The following is a 16171-nucleotide window of genomic DNA, read 5'->3' as shown; positions in this document are numbered from 1 at the left end:
GCTCAGAGCGCCGCCATGGCCTCACGAACCAGGGCGCCTATCTTTTCCCACTCCTGTTTCTCGATGAGATCCGCCGGGACCATCCAGGTACCACCGCAGGCAAACACCGAATTCAGGGCCAGGTACGCTTTCACATTGCTCGGGCTGACCCCACCGGTGGGCATGAAGCTGACTGGATAGACGGCGCTCATGGCCTTGAGCATGGGGAGACCGCCGGAGGGCTCAGCCGGGAAGAACTTGAGGGCGCGAAGGCCCAGCTCCATCGCCTGCTCGACCAGGCTGGGGTTATTGACCCCCGGGATCATCAGCACGCCGCGCGCCTGACAATACTGGACGATGCGCGGGTTGAGGCCGGGGCTGACGATGAAGTCCACCCCGGCGTCGATGGCCTGATCCACTTGGGCCGTGGTGAGGACGGTGCCGGCCCCGATGATCATCTCGGGGAAAGCGGCACGCAACTGACGGATGGCCTCGGCAGCCGCCGGGGTGCGGAAGGTGATCTCCGCACTCGGCATGCCGTTGTCCATCAGGGCTTGGCCCAGGGCCACGGCATCGTCGGCATTCTGGATGGCGATGACGGGGATGATCTTCAGGGTTGAGAGTGTTTCAAGCAAGGTTGACATGGGTTGCCTCAGAGGTGGGAAGGGGGGGCATCGCCGAGCCGGGAATGATTGCCCCGCGATGCTGGATGACGGTGCCGGCCAGCAGATGGGCATAATGAGCCGCCTTGCTTGCCGTGTGCCCGGCGAGCCGTGTGGCGAGGTAGCCGGCGCTGAAGGAGTCGCCGGCTGCCGTAGTATCGATCACCTGCTCCCTGGCCAGTGACATGGCCGCCACTTCGCAGCGCTGCTCACCCTGTACGATGAGGCAGGGGGCGGCGCCCCGTTTGATGACGATCTCGGGGACGCCGAACCCTTGGGTACGCGCCACCACCTCGGCCTCCTGGCTGTCACCCCACAGGGAAAATTCGTCGTCCAGGGTCAGGAAGGCGAGGTCGGTCAGGGCCAGCACGGCGCTATAGATCCGTTGTGCGGCCTCTTGGTTTTCCCACAGCCGTGGCCGGAAGTTGTTGTCAAAGGCGATCTTTACACCCTTGGCTCGACACAAGGCCACTTGCTGCAGCAAGCTGGCCCGATCGGCGGGGGGGAGGATAGCGAGGCTGATGCCGCTTAAGTAGATCCAGTCAACTTGCTGCAACTGCTGGCAAATAGACTCGGCGTCCTCTCCCTGCAACCAGTAGCGGGCGGCTGCGTCATTGCGCCAGTAATGGAAGGTGCGCTCGCCCCGGGCATCGGTTTCGATAAGATAGAGGCCGGGCAGTTTGTGCTCCAGCCTCTGTACCAGCTCGGTGTGCACCCCTTCCTGCTGCCACTGGGTCAGCATGGTGTCGCTCATGCTGTCCGTCCCCAGCGCCGTCACATAGTGCACGGACAGCTCGGGGTGGGTGCGGGTCAGGTAGACGGCGGTGTTGAGGGTGTCCCCTCCAAAGTGACGTACTATGCCCGCCTTGCTCTCGGATAGCTCAATCATGCACTCGCCAATGACGGCAATCTTGGTCGGCATATGCCCTCCCGTGTTGATGACACCGTTATTATATTTAATGTCCCATAGACATCAAATAAAATAAAACATCATTTCATAAATTTTTTGTGTGATCCGTCTGTGGGGCTGGCAGTGCGATCTTGATGTCGGGGGCGGGGCAGCATGGGTAGTCGTGTCGCCAGGTTGCAAGGGCAGTTGCGTCGGTCAGCCTGGTCTGCGACCTCATCTGTAATGGCGGTGGGTCTGGGCGTTGTCCTCCTGTGAAACGCACCTATGGCTATGATTGGGCTTGCGTTTCAAATACACTGAAACGATGGAGCTTATAAGGAGAACCTTATGTCAGTGGTAGATACCTCGCCAGATTCCGTTTCATCCGTTCTGAAAGTCTTTGGCATCCTGCAGGCGCTGGGGGAGCAGAAAGAGATCGGCGTGACCGAGTTGTCCCAGCGGATCATGATGTCCAAAAGCACCGTCTATCGCTTCTTGCAGACGATGAAGACCCTGGGTTATGTCAATCAGGAGGGGGAGTCAGACAAGTACACCCTGAGCCTGAAGCTGTTCGAGCTCGGTGGCAAGGCGCTGGAGCACCAGGAACTGATCCCGATCGCGGATACCCAGATGCATCGCTTGGGCAAGCTGACCAAGGAGACCCTGCACCTGGGGGCGCTCGACGAAGACAGCATCGTCTATCTGCACAAGGTAGACTCCGAATACAACCTGCGGATGTACTCCCGTATCGGTCGTCGCCGCCCGCTCTACAGCACCGCCCTTGGCAAGGTGATGATGGCCTGGTTGCCCGAGGAAGAGGTGCGCGGCATGCTGGCCAATGTCAGTTTTGAGCGCTTTACCGAGCACACCCTGACCGACATCGACGCCTTGCTGGCTCAATTGGTCCTGGTGCGCGAGCAGGGTTACGCGGAAGACAACGAAGAGATGGAGCCGGGCCTGCGCTGCTTCGCCGTGCCCATCTACAGCCGCATGGGACGCATCATCGCTGGGCTCTCCCTGTCACTGCCCCTGGTGCGTTTCAGTGAAGAGAACAAGGATGAGCTGGTGGGCTTGCTGCATGAGGCGGCGGCCCGTATCTCGGCCGAACTCGGTTTTCACGACTATCCATTCCTGGCCAGGTAACAGGGGATGAACCGCGGCAGCCTGCCGCGTTCTTTCTCGAGCAAAGCCGGTGGCGGGACTGTCTGACAGCAGCTCCGCCTCCGGCTTTGTTGTCCCTTGTCGTGCTCGCTCTGGCAACTACCAAGGCTTATCCCTGTTGCGTGCTCACGCATCTCGCCTGTCGCCGCGCCCTGTAGAGGCCGAGGATGAGGTGGCCGTTGACGATGAAAAAGCTGCCCTCCAGCAAGATGCCTCCCCATGACCCCGCCCAGATGTTGTGGACAAATCAGCAGACTGTGCTGCTCAACATGCACAGCCGCAGCGCCATGCCTTCTAGCCGAAACAGGGCGTAGGTGCTCAAGGTGGTGCCGAGCAGCGTCAACAGCTGGATGGGATGTGCGATCCTGGGCATCACCAATAGCCAGGTCAGTCCCAGAAAGAACAGCATCACACCCAGGCCGCGATAATAGCCGGAGACCCAGGTCCGTACCGCACAGAGCAGGCAGTTGATGGCGGCGGCCGTGGCGCCGAGCAACATGAAATGGGCTGTGAGGAGTGCGCCGTTGAGGGTCAGGTGCAGCCGCAGTTTACTGTCCTGGGATTGCCGGAAGGCGGTGATGCCTATGGCACAGGCGAGCAGGCCAAGCAGCTGGGCCAGGGGGTCGAGCGACATTGAATGGATTCCTAGACGAGACGAACGAAAAAAGGCGCCTATGGCGCCTTTTGTATGGGCTAAGGGTTAGCGGGCCAGCCAGCCACCGTCGACGGCAATGGTGTAGCCGTTGATGTAGTCGGAGGCGGGGGAGGCCAGGAACACCACGGGGCCCATCATGTCATCCGGCACCCCCCAACGTCCGGCCGGGATCCGCTCCAGGATGGCGGCGTTGCGATCCTCATCGGCGCGCAGGGCCGTGGTGTTGTTGGTGGCCATGTAGCCGGGGGCGATGGCGTTGACGTTGATGCCCTGGCTGGCCCACTCGTTGGCCAGCAGGCGGGTGATCCCCATGACGCCGCTCTTGGAGGCGGTGTAGGAGGGGACACGAATGCCGCCCTGATAGGAGAGCATGGAGGCGATGTTGACTATCTTGCCGCCCCGGCCCTGGGCCATGAACTGCCTGGCCACCGCCTGGGACATGAAGAAGACGCTCTTGATGTTGATGTTCATCACGTCGTCCCAGTCCTTCTCGCTGAAGTTGATGGCGTCGTCGCGGCGGATGATGCCGGCGTTGTTGACCAGGATGTCGACGCGGCCGAAGCGGGAGACCGCCTGATCCACCAGGGCGGGCAGGGTATCCACCTTGCTGACATCGGCCTTGAGGCTCAGGAACTGGCGTCCGAGCGCCTCCACCTTGGCGATGGTGTCCGTGGGCTCGACGATGTTGATGCCGACGATGTCACAGCCGGCTTCGGCCAGACCGAGCGCCATGCCCTGGCCGAGGCCGGTGTCACAACCGGTCACGATGGCAACCTTACCCTTCAAATCGAATGCATTGAGAATCATCTTGTTTCCTCTGCTGCCACCAGACGTGGCAGGGGTGATGGGGAATGCGGGCGACCCGTGTCGCCCGGAATCGGATGGGAATTAGCGCAGATCCCTGACGGCCACATGATCCATGTCGCCGAACACCTGGTTTTCGCCGACCATGCCCCAGATAAAGGTGTAGGCCTGGGTGCCGACGCCGGAGTGGATGGACCAGCTTGGGGAGATGACGGCCTGCTCGTTGTGCACCAGCAGATGACGGGTCTCGTCCGGCTTGCCCATCATGTGGAACACGGCGGCATCCTCTTGCATGTTGAAGTAGAAGTAGACCTCCATGCGGCGCTCGTGGGTGTGGCAGGGCATGGTATTCCACAGGCTGCCCTCTTCCAGCTGAGTCATGCCCATCACCAGTTGGCAGGTCGGCAGCACGTCCGGCACCAGGTACTTGTAGATGGTGCGGCGGTTGCTGGTGGCAGCCTCGCCCAGGGTGGTCGGTGAGGCTTCTGCCCGGGTGACCTTGCGGGTCGGGAAGCTCACATGGGCCGGGGCGCTGTTGTAGTAAAACTTGGCCGGCTGCATGGCGTCGACGCTGACAAAGCTCAACTCGCGGGCACCCTGACCCACATAGAGCGCCTCGGCGTTGCCGATCTCGAAGGGGATGCCATCAACCACCACCACGCCTGGCCCGCCGATGTTGATAAGCCCCAGCTCGCGGCGCTCGAGGAAATAGCTGACGCCGAAGGTCTTGCCCAGCGCGTCCGAGAAGGCGAGGGGATCCTGGACCGGCATGATGCCACCGAACACGATGCGGTCGATGTGGCTGTAGGTCATGGTCAGCTGGTCTGGCGTGAAAATCTCTTCTACCAGGAATTCACGGCGCAGGCCCTGAGTGTCCAGCTGTTTTGCATGATCGCTGTGAATGCTTTGACGAATTTGCATGATTAACCTCGATGAGCGCCGCAGGTTGGCAGTCGCGTTGTCTGTAATGGCTATAATGATAACAAGCAAAAAATAAAAATCAAAACAGTGTTTTGTATTTTTTGTTTGTTGGGATTAGACTTCTTGCCCGGTGTGGCTCATGGCCGTGCCGGGCCCGTTGAACCGGGCCACTGATGTCTTCGCGCCATAAAGAAAGGCTTCGCGGCGAAGGCAGACAGGCTGCCGCCCTGCCGGGTGGCGGCAACAGGACATTCGTTGCCAATCTCATTCAATAACAGGTCTATCAATGAACAAGTGTGTTTCATCCAATCGAATCATCATGTTGGCCGGGGTGGCTGCCCTGAGCACGGTTCTGTTTGCCTTCGATACCGCCTCCCTCGGGCTCTGTGCGGCCTTCCTGACCACGGGATCCTTCTCGCTGCAGGTGTTCGACATCCTCAAGACGCGAGAAACCAAGGCGATTTCCACCAAGATGTATCTGGTCTTCATCAGCGGTCTGTTGCTCTGGCTGACCTATGGCCTGAAATCGGGTGACACACCGCTGATCATGGCCAATGGCATCACACTGCTGCTGGCCAGCGCTGTCATGGTGCTGAAGTGGAGCAATGAGCGGGCCTGACCCATAGTCTCGAAGATGACCACCCTCCGGTGGGATGGCCATCGGATGCTCCTTATCAGCACTCAGCTCCATCCATCTGGTGGATGAACGAAGCGGCGCCTTGGGCGCCGTTTTTCGTCTTGGCTTATTCCCTCCACGGATCTGATTTACCGACTCAAGCGGCGCAGATAGTCCACACTCTCCCGCAAGGCTTCCCCCGACAGCTCCTCGACGATGATGGGAACATGGGTCAGTTGGCACTGCGCCAGCATGGTCAGCACCTCGGCATAGTCGATCAGCCCCTGCTCCAGACCCACCGATACCTTGTTGCGCCCCTCCAGGATGAAGTTCTTGAAATGAAGCAACCGGATGCGCTCGCCATGCTGGCCGAGAAAGTCGGCCAGGATCTCGCGCCAGTCCGCGACATTGTCGGCATCCAGCAGATTGGCCAGATCCAGGGTCACCAGGAAGTGCTCCCCCAGGCGGGTGTTCAGCCGCGCCAGGCTCTCCGCATCGTGAATGATGTGATCGCACACCGCTTCCACCAGAAAATCGCAACCGGCCAGCGCCAGATCGGGCCTTAACCGGGCCAGGCTCTGTTCCACCTTGTGGAAGGCGGTGGCCCCGTGGTTGTCCGGATGCCGGGTCCAGTTATCGTCGTTGAGGGAGCCGGTCTCACTGCCCACGACGCCGATGTGGCAGTGGCGGGCGAGCTCGATGTTGAGCCGTACCCGCGCCAGTTCGCGCATCAGGAAGTCGGCGTCGGAGTGGGCGGGGTTGAAGTAGCTGGCCAGCAGGAAGATGGACAGTCCGGCCTCTTGCAACTGCTGGATGTGGGTGGTCAGGGCGTGGATATCACGGGCCTGATAGGCCTCGGGCCAGCTCTTGTGCACGGCCAGTTGCAGCCCGTCGAGGCCGAGCTGGCGGGCCTGGGCGATCAGTGCCGCCGGCGTCTGATCCGCGAGATCATGGGCGCGGGCCCCAATCTTCAATCTGTTCATGACATGCTCCTGTGGGTCATGGCTGTGATGTCTCTGACGGCACCTCGGTCAAGGGGGTCGGCGTCAGAAACGGCTTGCGAGCCCATCTGGGCTCGCAAGTTCAAGAGGCAAGTCACGGCTCTCGAATGGACCCCAGCGAGGGGGCCCGATACCCGATGCGCGCGCTTGCCATCGGCACACTCAAAGCCCCATCAGGCGGCCGTTGCCGGAATGGTTGCATCGGGGGCAGCCTGTGGGCCCTTGTTATACTCCTGCTCGAAGTACTCACGGACCATGGGGGCCGACAGACCGACCACCACCTGCAGGTTCTTGCCCGAACGCATGACCCCCAGGGCACCGGCTTGTTTGAGGGCCTTGTCATCCTGTACCTGGGTCGGATCCTTCACCACCAGGCGCAGACGGGTCTGACAGTTGCCTATGGTCTCGACGTTGTCACAACCCCCGACACAACGCAGTATGGCGGCGGCTCTGAGGCGATCCGGCTCCTGGCCGGCCACGGCCTTGCCAGACTGCTTGTCACGGTAGTCCTGCTTGGAGTAGAGGCGCACGTCGTCTTCCTCCTCTTCATCGCCACGACCTGGGGTGAGGAAGTTGAACTTCAGGATCATGTAGCGGAACACGAAGAAGTTGATGGCGGCGAAGCTGAGGCCCAAGGCTAGGTGGATCCAGATTAGGTGGGCGTGGTTCTTGGCGTAGAAGACCCAGTTGAACAGGATGATGTCGTTCAGACCACCACCCATGAAACCGACCACACCGGACAGATAGAGCGCCACACACAGGGTTGCACCAATGATGGCATTGACCAGATACAGCACCGGGGCCACGAACAGGTAGGTGAACTCGATGGGTTCGGTGATGCCGACGGCCATGGCGGTGATGATGGCCGGGATCACCAGGGCGGCGATCTTGCGCTTCATCTTCTGCTTGGCAGTGGCATAGATGGCGAGTCCGGCCCCCAGGGAGCAGAACACGCTGATGTTGCCGTACAGGGAGTAACCGGCGGCCGGGAACTGTTCAACCAAAGGCACGGTGGAAGCCGCATAGGTGGAAACGTTCTCGATCCAGTGGGTGTAGAGACCACCATCGACCACGGCCGGGCCGAAGAAGAAGGGGAAGTAGACGAAGCGGTGCAGACCGGTCGGCACCAGAATCCGCTCCACGAAGGCGAGCAGCCACATGCCGAAGGCATCGGCTTCCACATAGAAGCCCTGCATGGCGTTGATCCCCACCTGGACCTTGGGCCAGAACTCGCAGGTCAACCAGGCCATGGGCAACATGACGAAGAAGGAGATGATGAACACCAGGCTCATGCCCTGGAAGATGGTGAGGTAATCCGGCAGTTTCTTCTCGAAGAAGCGGTTGTGGATCCAGGTCACCACGCCGCCGATGATGAGGGAGAAGACGATGCTGGTATCCAGCGTCTTGATGCCCCCCACCAGCGCCAGGCCGCTGGCGCCGCCCACTTCCTGATTGAAGTTGACCCCGAACTCAGGCCCCCAGAAGGTGAGCATGCTGTTGGTGAAGTAGTTGTAGGCCATGTAGGCAAAGAAGGCGACCAGCGCCGCTCGGGCCTGACCCGACTTGGCAAGACCCACCGGGAGTGCCATGCAGAACAGCAGGGGGAAGTTGCGGAAGATGGTCCAGCCCCCCGACTTGATGATGGTCATCACCTTGAAGAAGTTGGAGTCGGGGTGAGCCAGGTCCCCCATGATATCGGGCATGGTGAGCAACCCGGTGATGGCGAGCAGCAAACCGGTAAAGGGTAGAAAGGCAATGGGGACAGCCATGGCACCGCCAAAGGTCTGGAAGGCCCCCATAAAGTTCCGTTTGGACATCAATTTTTCTCCGAATGATTACAACGATAAAGTATTCAGGCCAGCCACTGGCCCTGCTCAAGCTCGAGCAGCAGCAACATCGTCAGCGCCTGGGCGTAAGGCACGGGTGCCATGGCAATGTCGCAGTAGTACTGGTGGTCATGACCGACCATGGTCCCCTTGGAGGCCTCGAGGACGATGCCGTCCCCGTCGATACGCTGCCACACGGCACGGGCCGCCCGCAGGGCAGGCTCAACCACGACCTCATCCAGCAGCCCCAGGCGGACACCGCGCAACATGCCATAGGCGATCCCCGCCGTGGCCGAGGACTCCTGAGGGGAATAGGGGTCATCCAGCACCGTGTGCCACATGCCGTTGTCGGCCTGCAGATCGCACAGGGAGCGCACCTGGCGCGCCACCACCTGGGTGAGGAATCGGCGGGTGCCGGCATCCAGGTGATCCCCCATCAGATCGATGAATTCGGGGATGGCCACGGTGATCCAGGCATTGCCCCTGGCCCAGAAGGCCTCGGCATAATGGTGCCGATCGAGGAAGGTCCAGCCGTGATACCAGAGCCCGCTCCTGGGCTCACTCAGGTAGCGGGTGTGCAGCAGGAACTGGTAGACGGCCTCGTCGATCAGATCCTGACGCTCCAGCACTATCCCGGCCGTGCCGAGGAACAGGCAGGTCATGAAGAGGGTGTCGTCCCAGAGCTGGCCGGTGTTGGGTTGCTCCTTCACCACGTGCTGGAAGCCGCCCTCTTCGGTTCTGGGCAGGTTGGCCAGCAGATCGTCGGCCCAGGCGTTGACCGCCTCGTGCAGATCGGCACGGCCGCTGTGGCCCGCCAACAACGCCAGGGTGATCATGGGGGCCGTGGTATTGATCTGCATGGCGGGCAGCCCCTTGCGGATCTGGTCTTCGTACCAGGCCAGCAACGAGGCTTGCAGTTCGGCATCGTCCTTATGCCGGGCATAACGCCAGAAGCCGTAGAGGCCGACGCCGACCTCCCACTCCCACTGCTCGAACTGGATGGTCAGGCCTTTGCTGGCCGTCAGTTCGCCCATGCCTTTGAGCTGGCAGAAGCCACGGACCACCCGCTCCAGGGTAGGGATCAGTGCTGGCTGTTTCATTGAGCTTCTCCACGATAGGCGATGATAGGGTCACATCCGACGTCGGCGGGGAAGCTGTGCGAGACCCCCTCGACCAGGCAGGTGCCCTGCCAATCCAGACACATGAGTTCGCCCTCTGCGGTGCCGGCGATGGCCGTCTCGCCATCGAGGCTTACCTCGAGCGTGGTCATGCGTTGACAGAAGGCAGCGAATGCCGCGTCGTTGCCATGGCCGACCTCGATATACCAGGCCACCCTATGCGCCTTGGCGCGATATTCATTGCCGGCGGTCATCCCGGTTGTCATCGCATTGAGGGGGGCCGAGCAGCCGATGGCGGCGAAGGCATCCCCGGCCTTGATCAGGCAGCCGTGGGTCGTGGCGATCACCTGATCGAAGGCCTCCGCCGGCAGGTAGAGGTGAGTCCAGGGGAAGGGATCATCCTCGGCCAGCCGATAGATCTGCAGAGTGCGGTTTTTCACCTGCATCACTCGCGGCAGCACACCGTTGCCGGACCAGTAGGAGGGGCGCTGTTCACCGCCGGGTTCGGCTTCGCCCGGGTGGTTGACCCAGAACTTGGCGTCGTGACCGGAGGCGAACTGCACATCCACCAGATGCTGCTGATGGCCGCGTTGACCGGCATGGTGGTCGACGCAGCTGGAGAGGCTGACGCCCGGCTCCTTCCAGACGACGATCTTGCCGCCCCCCGCCTGATAGCAGGCCGCCAGCGTGCCCTGTTGCAGGGTCGCGTAGCGGTCGGCCTCGAGGGGGGGCTGATAGTCGCTGGCACAGAACAGCGGCAGGGAGGCGCACTTGCGGTTATACCAGCCGCCGCCCCAGGCCACGTTGCCGTAGGCCGACAGCTCGGTGAGCACGCCGGCCAGCAGCTCCTTCTCGTAGACTCGTCCCATGGTGCCGGCGGCAATCCCGGCCTGATAATGCAGGGAGCTGAGCAGCATCAGCCGATCGATGAGTGCCTTGGCGCGCTCGCGCACCCAGGTATCTTCCGCCAGCTGATAGAGTGCAAACAGACCGATGTAGTCGACCGGGTAGTAGGGGGCCGAGTTCCACTCGACAAAGCCGTGCCGATCGATGGCATCGAACCACTGCGCCAGGCGCTGTGCCGCGATGGTGCGCTGCTGTTCGCCGCTGCGGCCAGAGGCCAGGAAACGTTCGGCGGGGAACAGCTGGCCGGCCAGGTATTGGGCGGTGTGGAAGCAGAGGGTGTGGTTCTCGCTCCAGAACCACATCACGTCATTGCCCGGTTCATCCATCCAGTAGCGATAGCCGAGGATGGCACTGCGTACCCGTCGCCACAGGACGGTCGGGAAGTGCTCGCCCTGGTGGCGTTGCCAGATCCAGAGCAGCGGGACCAGGGAAAAGTCGGAGCAATCCTCGCGGGCGCTGATCCGCGCCAGGGTGTCGAGCAGCAACTGCTCAGCCTCGGCGGTGATCTCGCCGCTGTGCAGCATGGCCAGCAGGCGAGCTGTGCGTTCCATACCATGTTGGGCGCAGTGCCGCAGTGCCTGCTGCTTGCGATCGCTCAGGCTGGTCGATGGCTCGGCATTGCCGAGGGGCTGCATGAGGTTGACACCGAAGCTGCGGTTGATGGAAACGCCAGCACAGCTCATGTTCAGCACAATCTGGTAGTGCGCAGGGCCGATGTCGGCGGGGAGATCCAGGGTCAGCCACTGGCTGCCCGGCGAGACGGTGCCGAAATCCACCTGGCGCGGTCTGAAATTGTCATTGCCCATGCCATGGATCTCGCCTTTCAGGCGAACGGGGTGCGTCGGTGCGGCCATGCCGAGCCGGATCCTGACCTGATTGTGCCAGGCGGTGAGTTCGGGGCGCATGGCGCCGGCAAACTGGCAGATCTCATCGAGCATGTCGGCATCGACATTAGGCAGCGAGACCCCAAGCGGCTCGTTGCCGCGGTAGATGAGCCGCAGAGCAAACACCGTATCCCGCTCAAACAGCTCTTCCAGATGGACAAGCAGGGTGTTCTTGCCCGCCTGCAAGGGCAGCATCAGCTCACAACGTTGCAGCTTGTTACGGGTGAAGGGGGTGAACTGGGTGATGGGCAACCCATCACACCAGAGTCGGACTCCGCCGCAGGTCGACAGCTGGAAAGGGTAGTTACCCGCTTCCGCCGCATGCAGCTCGACTTCCAGCCACCGCTGCACATGGAATGGCACTCGCTGGAAGGAGGAGAAGGAGACGGTATCGCCCTCACCAGTGAAACTCACCTGGGTGCGCGGCAGGGCTTCACCCGGTTCGATGGTGCGTTCGACCATCTGCTGGCGAAAGATGCGCCGACAAAAGGCATCCTCTTGCGGTCCCATGCCGTTCTTGAAGTGGTAGTCCATGGCCATATCCATGGCCTCACCGGCAAAAAACTCGGCGAAACGCTCCGCGCGGGGGGGGGATACGCAAAAACGGGTGAGCGCCATATTCGGCTCAAGCACCCAATTTCCAAGCTTCATACTACTCTCCTTGAAGCTATTGAGACCCATAGGGATTTATTAATATTGAGTAACCAGACGAACCCCTTTTTATGTTGTTAAAGGGGTTCGCCACCTTAATGAATATAAAAACAGATGGCAGTGTGTTTTAACGGAGAATGATGAAAGTCATTGGGCCGTTGGACATCTGATTTTATCTCTCATTCAACGCAATGATGTAAACTGTGACCTGAGCGACAATATGTCGACAGTCAACCGATTAATGTTTCCTGAACTGGAGCATAACCATAATGTTTGCTCATTCAGTGACAGTGAAATGTCAATTTCAGATAAGTCTGTATTACGTGACACAAGGCCCATATTCAGCGATGAATGGTCATTCGCAATGAATGACAGGGGTCATTGGATTCCCTTTTTACTTCATCTCCCACGGCTCTTTATTTATCGTGTCATAGGACCTGGTTGGTATTGACTTTCAAGGGGACTGTCGTTATTCACTGACCCCAATGACTCTCGATATCGCAGAGGTGCGCCTTGGGCCTCAGCCCTGGGATAGCAGATTCAGGTCTAGAAGATGTACTCAATCCCGACGCGCCAACGCCACTGCCAGTCATTGGGGTAGGGGTTGTCATCGGCCGGATCGTTGTATGATACGTAGCCGATTTCGGTGAAGGGTCGCCAGTTCTTGTTGATGGGGACACGGATGGTGACGTTGTTCAGATATGAATACTCTTCGCCATTAAAGTCAGGATAATCGAGCTTTTTATATTCGAAGTCATAGGCAACGGACCAATTCTCTGCGTTATAACCAAGGTAATAATTCAACTGGAAATAATGGCCGTTTTCCTTGTTGAGCGAATCGTCGTAGTTGCGCTGACCCACCCGGAAACGTGCGGCAGTATAAAAATTGGGATTGAACCAATAGGTGGGCTTGACGTGAATACGCAAATCTTGCACGTCATCGGTGATCTCGGTATTGAATCCGGATTCCAGCAACCACGTTTCATTTAGCTTGGCGAGGTAGGTCAAGTCATATTCGGTGCCAGTGGTGTGGAATTCATCGAAGGCACCCTCTCCTTCACCACCGTTGGTAAATTTGGACTCGACACCAAACCCCCAACCATTATCGAAGCGATGAGATACCACCAGGCGATCGCTCTGTTGATCCTGTTTTTCCAGAAACTCGTGTCGATAATTGAGGCTCAATGCATTCGCATTCATGCTGGTGAGCGCGGAGCAGACGGCAATGGCTGCACAGGTGAATTTTAACTTCATACCTTTCGATCAATCCTATGAAAAAAGCTGCAGACAGTGGTCCCATTGCCAGATAGCACATGTGGCTTTCAATCTGAATTGGGCTCGTTTAAATCTGTTTTGGCGGCAATGCACGGCCATGAGTTGGGTTGTGAAGATCAGCAAGCACATCTGTGATGTGCGTGTCGAGCAAGTTTCATCTCACTGGTCATCATTTTTCAAAACAACGGTTCAAATATAATTCAACCAGTGTTTCATTTGCAATGACAACATCATGATGACGCCCTAAAATGGGATCTGTGTCTACATAAAATGAAATGACGTTTCTTTTTATGTGCGTGTGGGGGTTGATTGGAGCTTTATGGGGGCTGGGCTGAAGACGAGAAGGAGGTATTTTCGATGAGTCAGAAACGATCTGGCCCTCGGGATGAGGGCCAGGGAGGATGGACAGAGCGCCTGCGTATTTAGCCTTGGCGAGCCTTGAATCTGGGATTGCTCTTGCAGATCACGAACAGCTTGCCGCGTCGACGAACGACCTGGCAATCAGGATGGCGTGACTTTGCTGATTTCAGTGAGGCGAGCACTTTCATGATTTTTCTTTTCCTTTGTTGAAGAATTGGCCAAATCGCTGACCGAAGCGGGCGACTTGTCCTTCCTTGCCGACCTGCTTCTGCTTGCCGGTATAGAAGGGGTGGGAGGCACTGGAGACATCCAGCGTCACATAGGGATAGGTGTTGCCATCTTCCCATTGCTTGGTGCGATCGGTCTGCAAGGTGGATCCGATCAGGAAGTAGATGTTGCTGGCCAGGTCGTGAAACAGGACCTTGCGGTATTGAGGGTGAATGTCGGGGCGCATGATTATCTATTTTGTTATGTTATAACACGAAATTATGATGCGACGGATGAGAACCAATATCAACCATTTTTTCTCCCGAGGTGGCCAGGCAGGATGGAACTCGCTCAGAAAAGGGAAGCAGGAGGGAATGCGATGTGGTCATGACATGGGAGAACGATGGATTGTTGAGCGATGGAAGGGGAACGAGATGCTGAGCCTTTACTTTTGGTTTTTACTGTATAAAAATACAGTCATTTCTCATGGAGACGTATCCTATGCGCCTGGAAATCATCATCGACAGAAAACATCAGATCCCCACTGCGACCATGGAGGCGCTGCGTCAGGAGTTGCTCAAGCAGCTGGGCGAGCGATTCCCTGATCTGCATGTGCGGGTTGCGCCCGGCAGCGCAATGGCCTTGACGGTCAGCCGCGCCAGCAAGGAGGACAGGGAACTGGCCGAGGCCATGGTGCAGGAAGTATGGGAGAACGCCGAGAGCTGGATGCCGGAGGCGGAAGGCGCCGAGGCCTGATCAGGAACAGGTTGTCATTTTGCCTGTCATGGTAACAGGCTGGCTCTTACCCCGGTTTGAACGAAACGCAGCTCAAGGCTGCGTTTTGTGTTTGTGAGAAGGTGGCAGGGTGCTGGGCCAGCTAAGAGGGCTCAGAGCCCGGCCCAGCGTTTGAGGCTGCCACTTTGTACTCGCTGATTTGCCTCTGCGATGTCGCCATTGGCGCGAAGCGCCTTGAGGGCGATGGGCAGGGCTGTGCGCACCTCGTCGGCGGTCATGCCGGCATGGAGGGCGGGATGATAGGCGAGCTTGAGCAGCACATAGTCGAGCCCGGTGGGGAAGCTGTCGATGCTGTTGTCGTTGAAGATGGAGGGAAACACCTTGTCCGAGTCATTGGGCAGCCCCATCACCTGGGTGAGCTCCTCCACTACGCAATCCAGAAAACGGCCCTTGGCCCGGCTGTAGTCCACCGGGATGATGATGGTGGCACGGGTGATCTCATAGCGGCCGTTGGCCGCGAAATTGGCCAGGCAGATCCCCTCCTTGAGGGCAATGCCGACAGAGTCATCCTGGCGCATGGTGCGGCGGGCCCAGCCGGCCATCTGCTGGTGCCTGGTCATGATGAGGGTGAGATTGGGGTTGTCGCTGACGAGCAGTATGGGGTGGCCGGTGATCCTGGCCAGATGCTGGCTCTGCACCTTGACCACCTCGGCCTGCAGCGCCTTGTCGCCAAACTCGTTGATGAGCTTGAGGCGGATGGGGCCTTGCCAGCGGGAGAAGCGTACCTGGGCCTCATGGCCATATTCCCGCTTCATGGCGACTTCCATGAAGCTCTGGATCAGATAGTCGTCGCTCTGCCAGCGCTCGGTTGCCAGCAGGGAGCAGGGCAGCAGCATGGCGAGCCACAGGGCCATCACCTGGCCTCGCGCGGCATGACGACAGCTATGCCCTGAACGAGTGTGCCCTGGGATCATCTTGCCTCCTTGCAACCGATGGCCTCAGCCCGAGGTGCGTTCGATGTCACGCCAGGTGAGCCATAGCCTGAGATCGAACTCCAGTTGATGATAGTCCGGTTCCATGTGCAGGCAGAGCTGGTAGAAGGCCTTGTTGTGATCCTTCTCCCGCAAGTGGGCAAGCTCGTGCACCACTATCATCTTCAGGAAGGCGGGATGGGCCTCCTTGAACAGGGCGGCGATGCGGATCTCGTTCTTGGTCTTGAGCTTGTTGCCCTGTACCCGGCTGACATAGGTGTGCAGGCCGAGGGCATCCTTGATCACGTTGATCTTGCCGTCGAAGATCACCTTGGAGAGCGGCGCCGAGCTTTTCAGGTAGCGGTTTTTCAGCTCCATGGTATAGGCCAGCAGCGCCTTGTCACTCTGGACGAGGTGGGTCTCAGGGTAGCGTTTGGCCAGCATCTCGCCGAGTTTCCCCGCCGCGATCAACTGCTGTACCTGGGCCTTGAGCGGCTCGGGATAGCCCCCCAGATAGGTCAGTTCCGCCATGCTGTCTCCCCCTTCACAC

General features: G+C 59.3%; 16 protein-coding genes and 1 pseudogene. 3 read left to right on the top strand and 14 right to left on the bottom strand.

Features of this window, described 5'->3' with window-relative positions; all coding sequences use genetic code 11:
- Nucleotides 1–2: 2 nt before the first annotated feature.
- Together KW824_RS01780 and KW824_RS01775 are read right to left on the bottom strand one after the other, a co-directional pair.
- Complete coding sequence (locus KW824_RS01780) at nucleotides 3–623, bottom strand: bifunctional 4-hydroxy-2-oxoglutarate aldolase/2-dehydro-3-deoxy-phosphogluconate aldolase (protein ID WP_218408704.1); 621 nt, start codon at nucleotides 621–623, stop codon at nucleotides 3–5.
- Entirely contained in the window at nucleotides 607–1563 is a 957-nt protein-coding gene (locus tag KW824_RS01775; protein WP_218408703.1) for a sugar kinase, read from the bottom strand. Before KW824_RS01775 ends, KW824_RS01780 begins: the two co-directional genes overlap by 17 nt.
- A 315-nt stretch (nucleotides 1564–1878) precedes the next feature.
- Between KW824_RS01775 and kdgR the strand changes: the two genes are divergently transcribed.
- Nucleotides 1879–2673: a DNA-binding transcriptional regulator KdgR gene (kdgR, locus tag KW824_RS01770; RefSeq protein ID WP_256351222.1), complete on the top strand. Its 795-nt coding sequence runs from the start codon at nucleotides 1879–1881 to the stop codon at nucleotides 2671–2673.
- A gap of 127 nt (nucleotides 2674–2800) precedes the next feature.
- Here the strand turns inward: kdgR and KW824_RS01765 are convergent.
- From KW824_RS01765 to kduI, 3 genes and pseudogenes are all read right to left on the bottom strand, one after another.
- Nucleotides 2801–3325: pseudogene (locus tag KW824_RS01765) on the bottom strand (YgjV family protein).
- A 66-nt stretch (nucleotides 3326–3391) separates the two neighbouring features.
- A complete protein-coding gene (gene kduD, locus KW824_RS01760; RefSeq protein WP_218408702.1) occupies nucleotides 3392–4153 on the bottom strand; it encodes a 2-dehydro-3-deoxy-D-gluconate 5-dehydrogenase KduD in 762 nt (253 codons plus the stop codon).
- A gap of 81 nt (nucleotides 4154–4234) precedes the next feature.
- Complete coding sequence (gene kduI, locus KW824_RS01755; protein WP_218408701.1) at nucleotides 4235–5071, bottom strand: 5-dehydro-4-deoxy-D-glucuronate isomerase; 837 nt, start codon at nucleotides 5069–5071, stop codon at nucleotides 4235–4237.
- A gap of 286 nt (nucleotides 5072–5357) precedes the next feature.
- On the opposite strand from kduI, the gene KW824_RS01750 reads away from it, so the two are divergent.
- A complete protein-coding gene (locus tag KW824_RS01750; protein ID WP_111910953.1) occupies nucleotides 5358–5690 on the top strand; it encodes a SemiSWEET family sugar transporter in 333 nt (110 codons plus the stop codon).
- A 146-nt stretch (nucleotides 5691–5836) separates the two neighbouring features.
- Here the strand turns inward: KW824_RS01750 and KW824_RS01745 are convergent, their stop codons facing one another.
- The 7 genes from KW824_RS01745 to KW824_RS01715 all read right to left on the bottom strand — a co-directional run bounded on the left by KW824_RS01745 (nucleotide 5837) and on the right by KW824_RS01715 (nucleotide 14162).
- Nucleotides 5837–6670, bottom strand: coding sequence for a sugar phosphate isomerase/epimerase (locus tag KW824_RS01745; protein ID WP_218408700.1), 834 nt, complete (start codon nucleotides 6668–6670; stop codon nucleotides 5837–5839).
- A 191-nt stretch (nucleotides 6671–6861) separates the two neighbouring features.
- Nucleotides 6862–8505 (bottom strand): alpha-glucoside-specific PTS transporter subunit IIBC, encoded by a 1644-nt coding sequence (locus KW824_RS01740; protein WP_256351221.1) that lies wholly within the window; start codon nucleotides 8503–8505, stop codon nucleotides 6862–6864.
- A gap of 35 nt (nucleotides 8506–8540) precedes the next feature.
- Nucleotides 8541–9614 carry a glycoside hydrolase family 105 protein gene (locus KW824_RS01735; protein ID WP_218408699.1) on the bottom strand — a complete coding sequence of 358 codons (1074 nt, stop codon included), beginning with the start codon at nucleotides 9612–9614 and terminating at the stop codon, nucleotides 8541–8543.
- Entirely contained in the window at nucleotides 9611–12073 is a 2463-nt protein-coding gene (locus KW824_RS01730; RefSeq protein ID WP_218408698.1) for a hypothetical protein, read from the bottom strand. Before KW824_RS01730 ends, KW824_RS01735 begins: the two co-directional genes overlap by 4 nt.
- A gap of 546 nt (nucleotides 12074–12619) precedes the next feature.
- Nucleotides 12620–13327: an oligogalacturonate-specific porin KdgM family protein gene (locus tag KW824_RS01725; protein WP_218408697.1), complete on the bottom strand. Its 708-nt coding sequence runs from the start codon at nucleotides 13325–13327 to the stop codon at nucleotides 12620–12622.
- Nucleotides 13328–13770: 443 nt separating this feature from the next.
- Complete coding sequence (gene ykgO, locus KW824_RS01720) at nucleotides 13771–13896, bottom strand: type B 50S ribosomal protein L36 (RefSeq protein WP_025326720.1); 126 nt, start codon at nucleotides 13894–13896, stop codon at nucleotides 13771–13773.
- Complete coding sequence (locus tag KW824_RS01715) at nucleotides 13893–14162, bottom strand: type B 50S ribosomal protein L31 (RefSeq protein WP_218408696.1); 270 nt, start codon at nucleotides 14160–14162, stop codon at nucleotides 13893–13895. Before KW824_RS01715 ends, ykgO begins: the two co-directional genes overlap by 4 nt.
- A gap of 254 nt (nucleotides 14163–14416) precedes the next feature.
- On the opposite strand from KW824_RS01715, the gene KW824_RS01710 reads away from it, so the two are divergent.
- The gene (locus KW824_RS01710; RefSeq protein ID WP_171273977.1) at nucleotides 14417–14671 is read left to right on the top strand and encodes a DinI family protein; all 255 of its coding nucleotides are present in this window, start codon (nucleotides 14417–14419) and stop codon (nucleotides 14669–14671) included.
- Between the two features lie 131 nt (nucleotides 14672–14802).
- On the opposite strand, the gene KW824_RS01705 is transcribed toward KW824_RS01710, so the two are convergent.
- The gene (locus KW824_RS01705) at nucleotides 14803–15564 is read right to left on the bottom strand and encodes a DUF2927 domain-containing protein (RefSeq protein ID WP_043132139.1); all 762 of its coding nucleotides are present in this window, start codon (nucleotides 15562–15564) and stop codon (nucleotides 14803–14805) included.
- Nucleotides 15565–15648: 84 nt separating this feature from the next.
- Nucleotides 15649–16152, bottom strand: a complete 504-nt coding sequence (locus KW824_RS01700; protein ID WP_218408694.1) for a M48 family metallopeptidase — start codon at nucleotides 16150–16152, stop codon at nucleotides 15649–15651.
- Nucleotides 16153–16171 lie beyond the last annotated feature (19 nt).

This window comes from Aeromonas sp. sif0611, assembly GCF_019218845.1.
GTDB lineage: Bacteria > Pseudomonadota > Gammaproteobacteria > Enterobacterales > Aeromonadaceae > Aeromonas > Aeromonas media.
The sequence above is the reverse complement of the archived record's forward strand: the minus strand, read 5'-3'. Positions and strand labels throughout refer to the sequence as shown.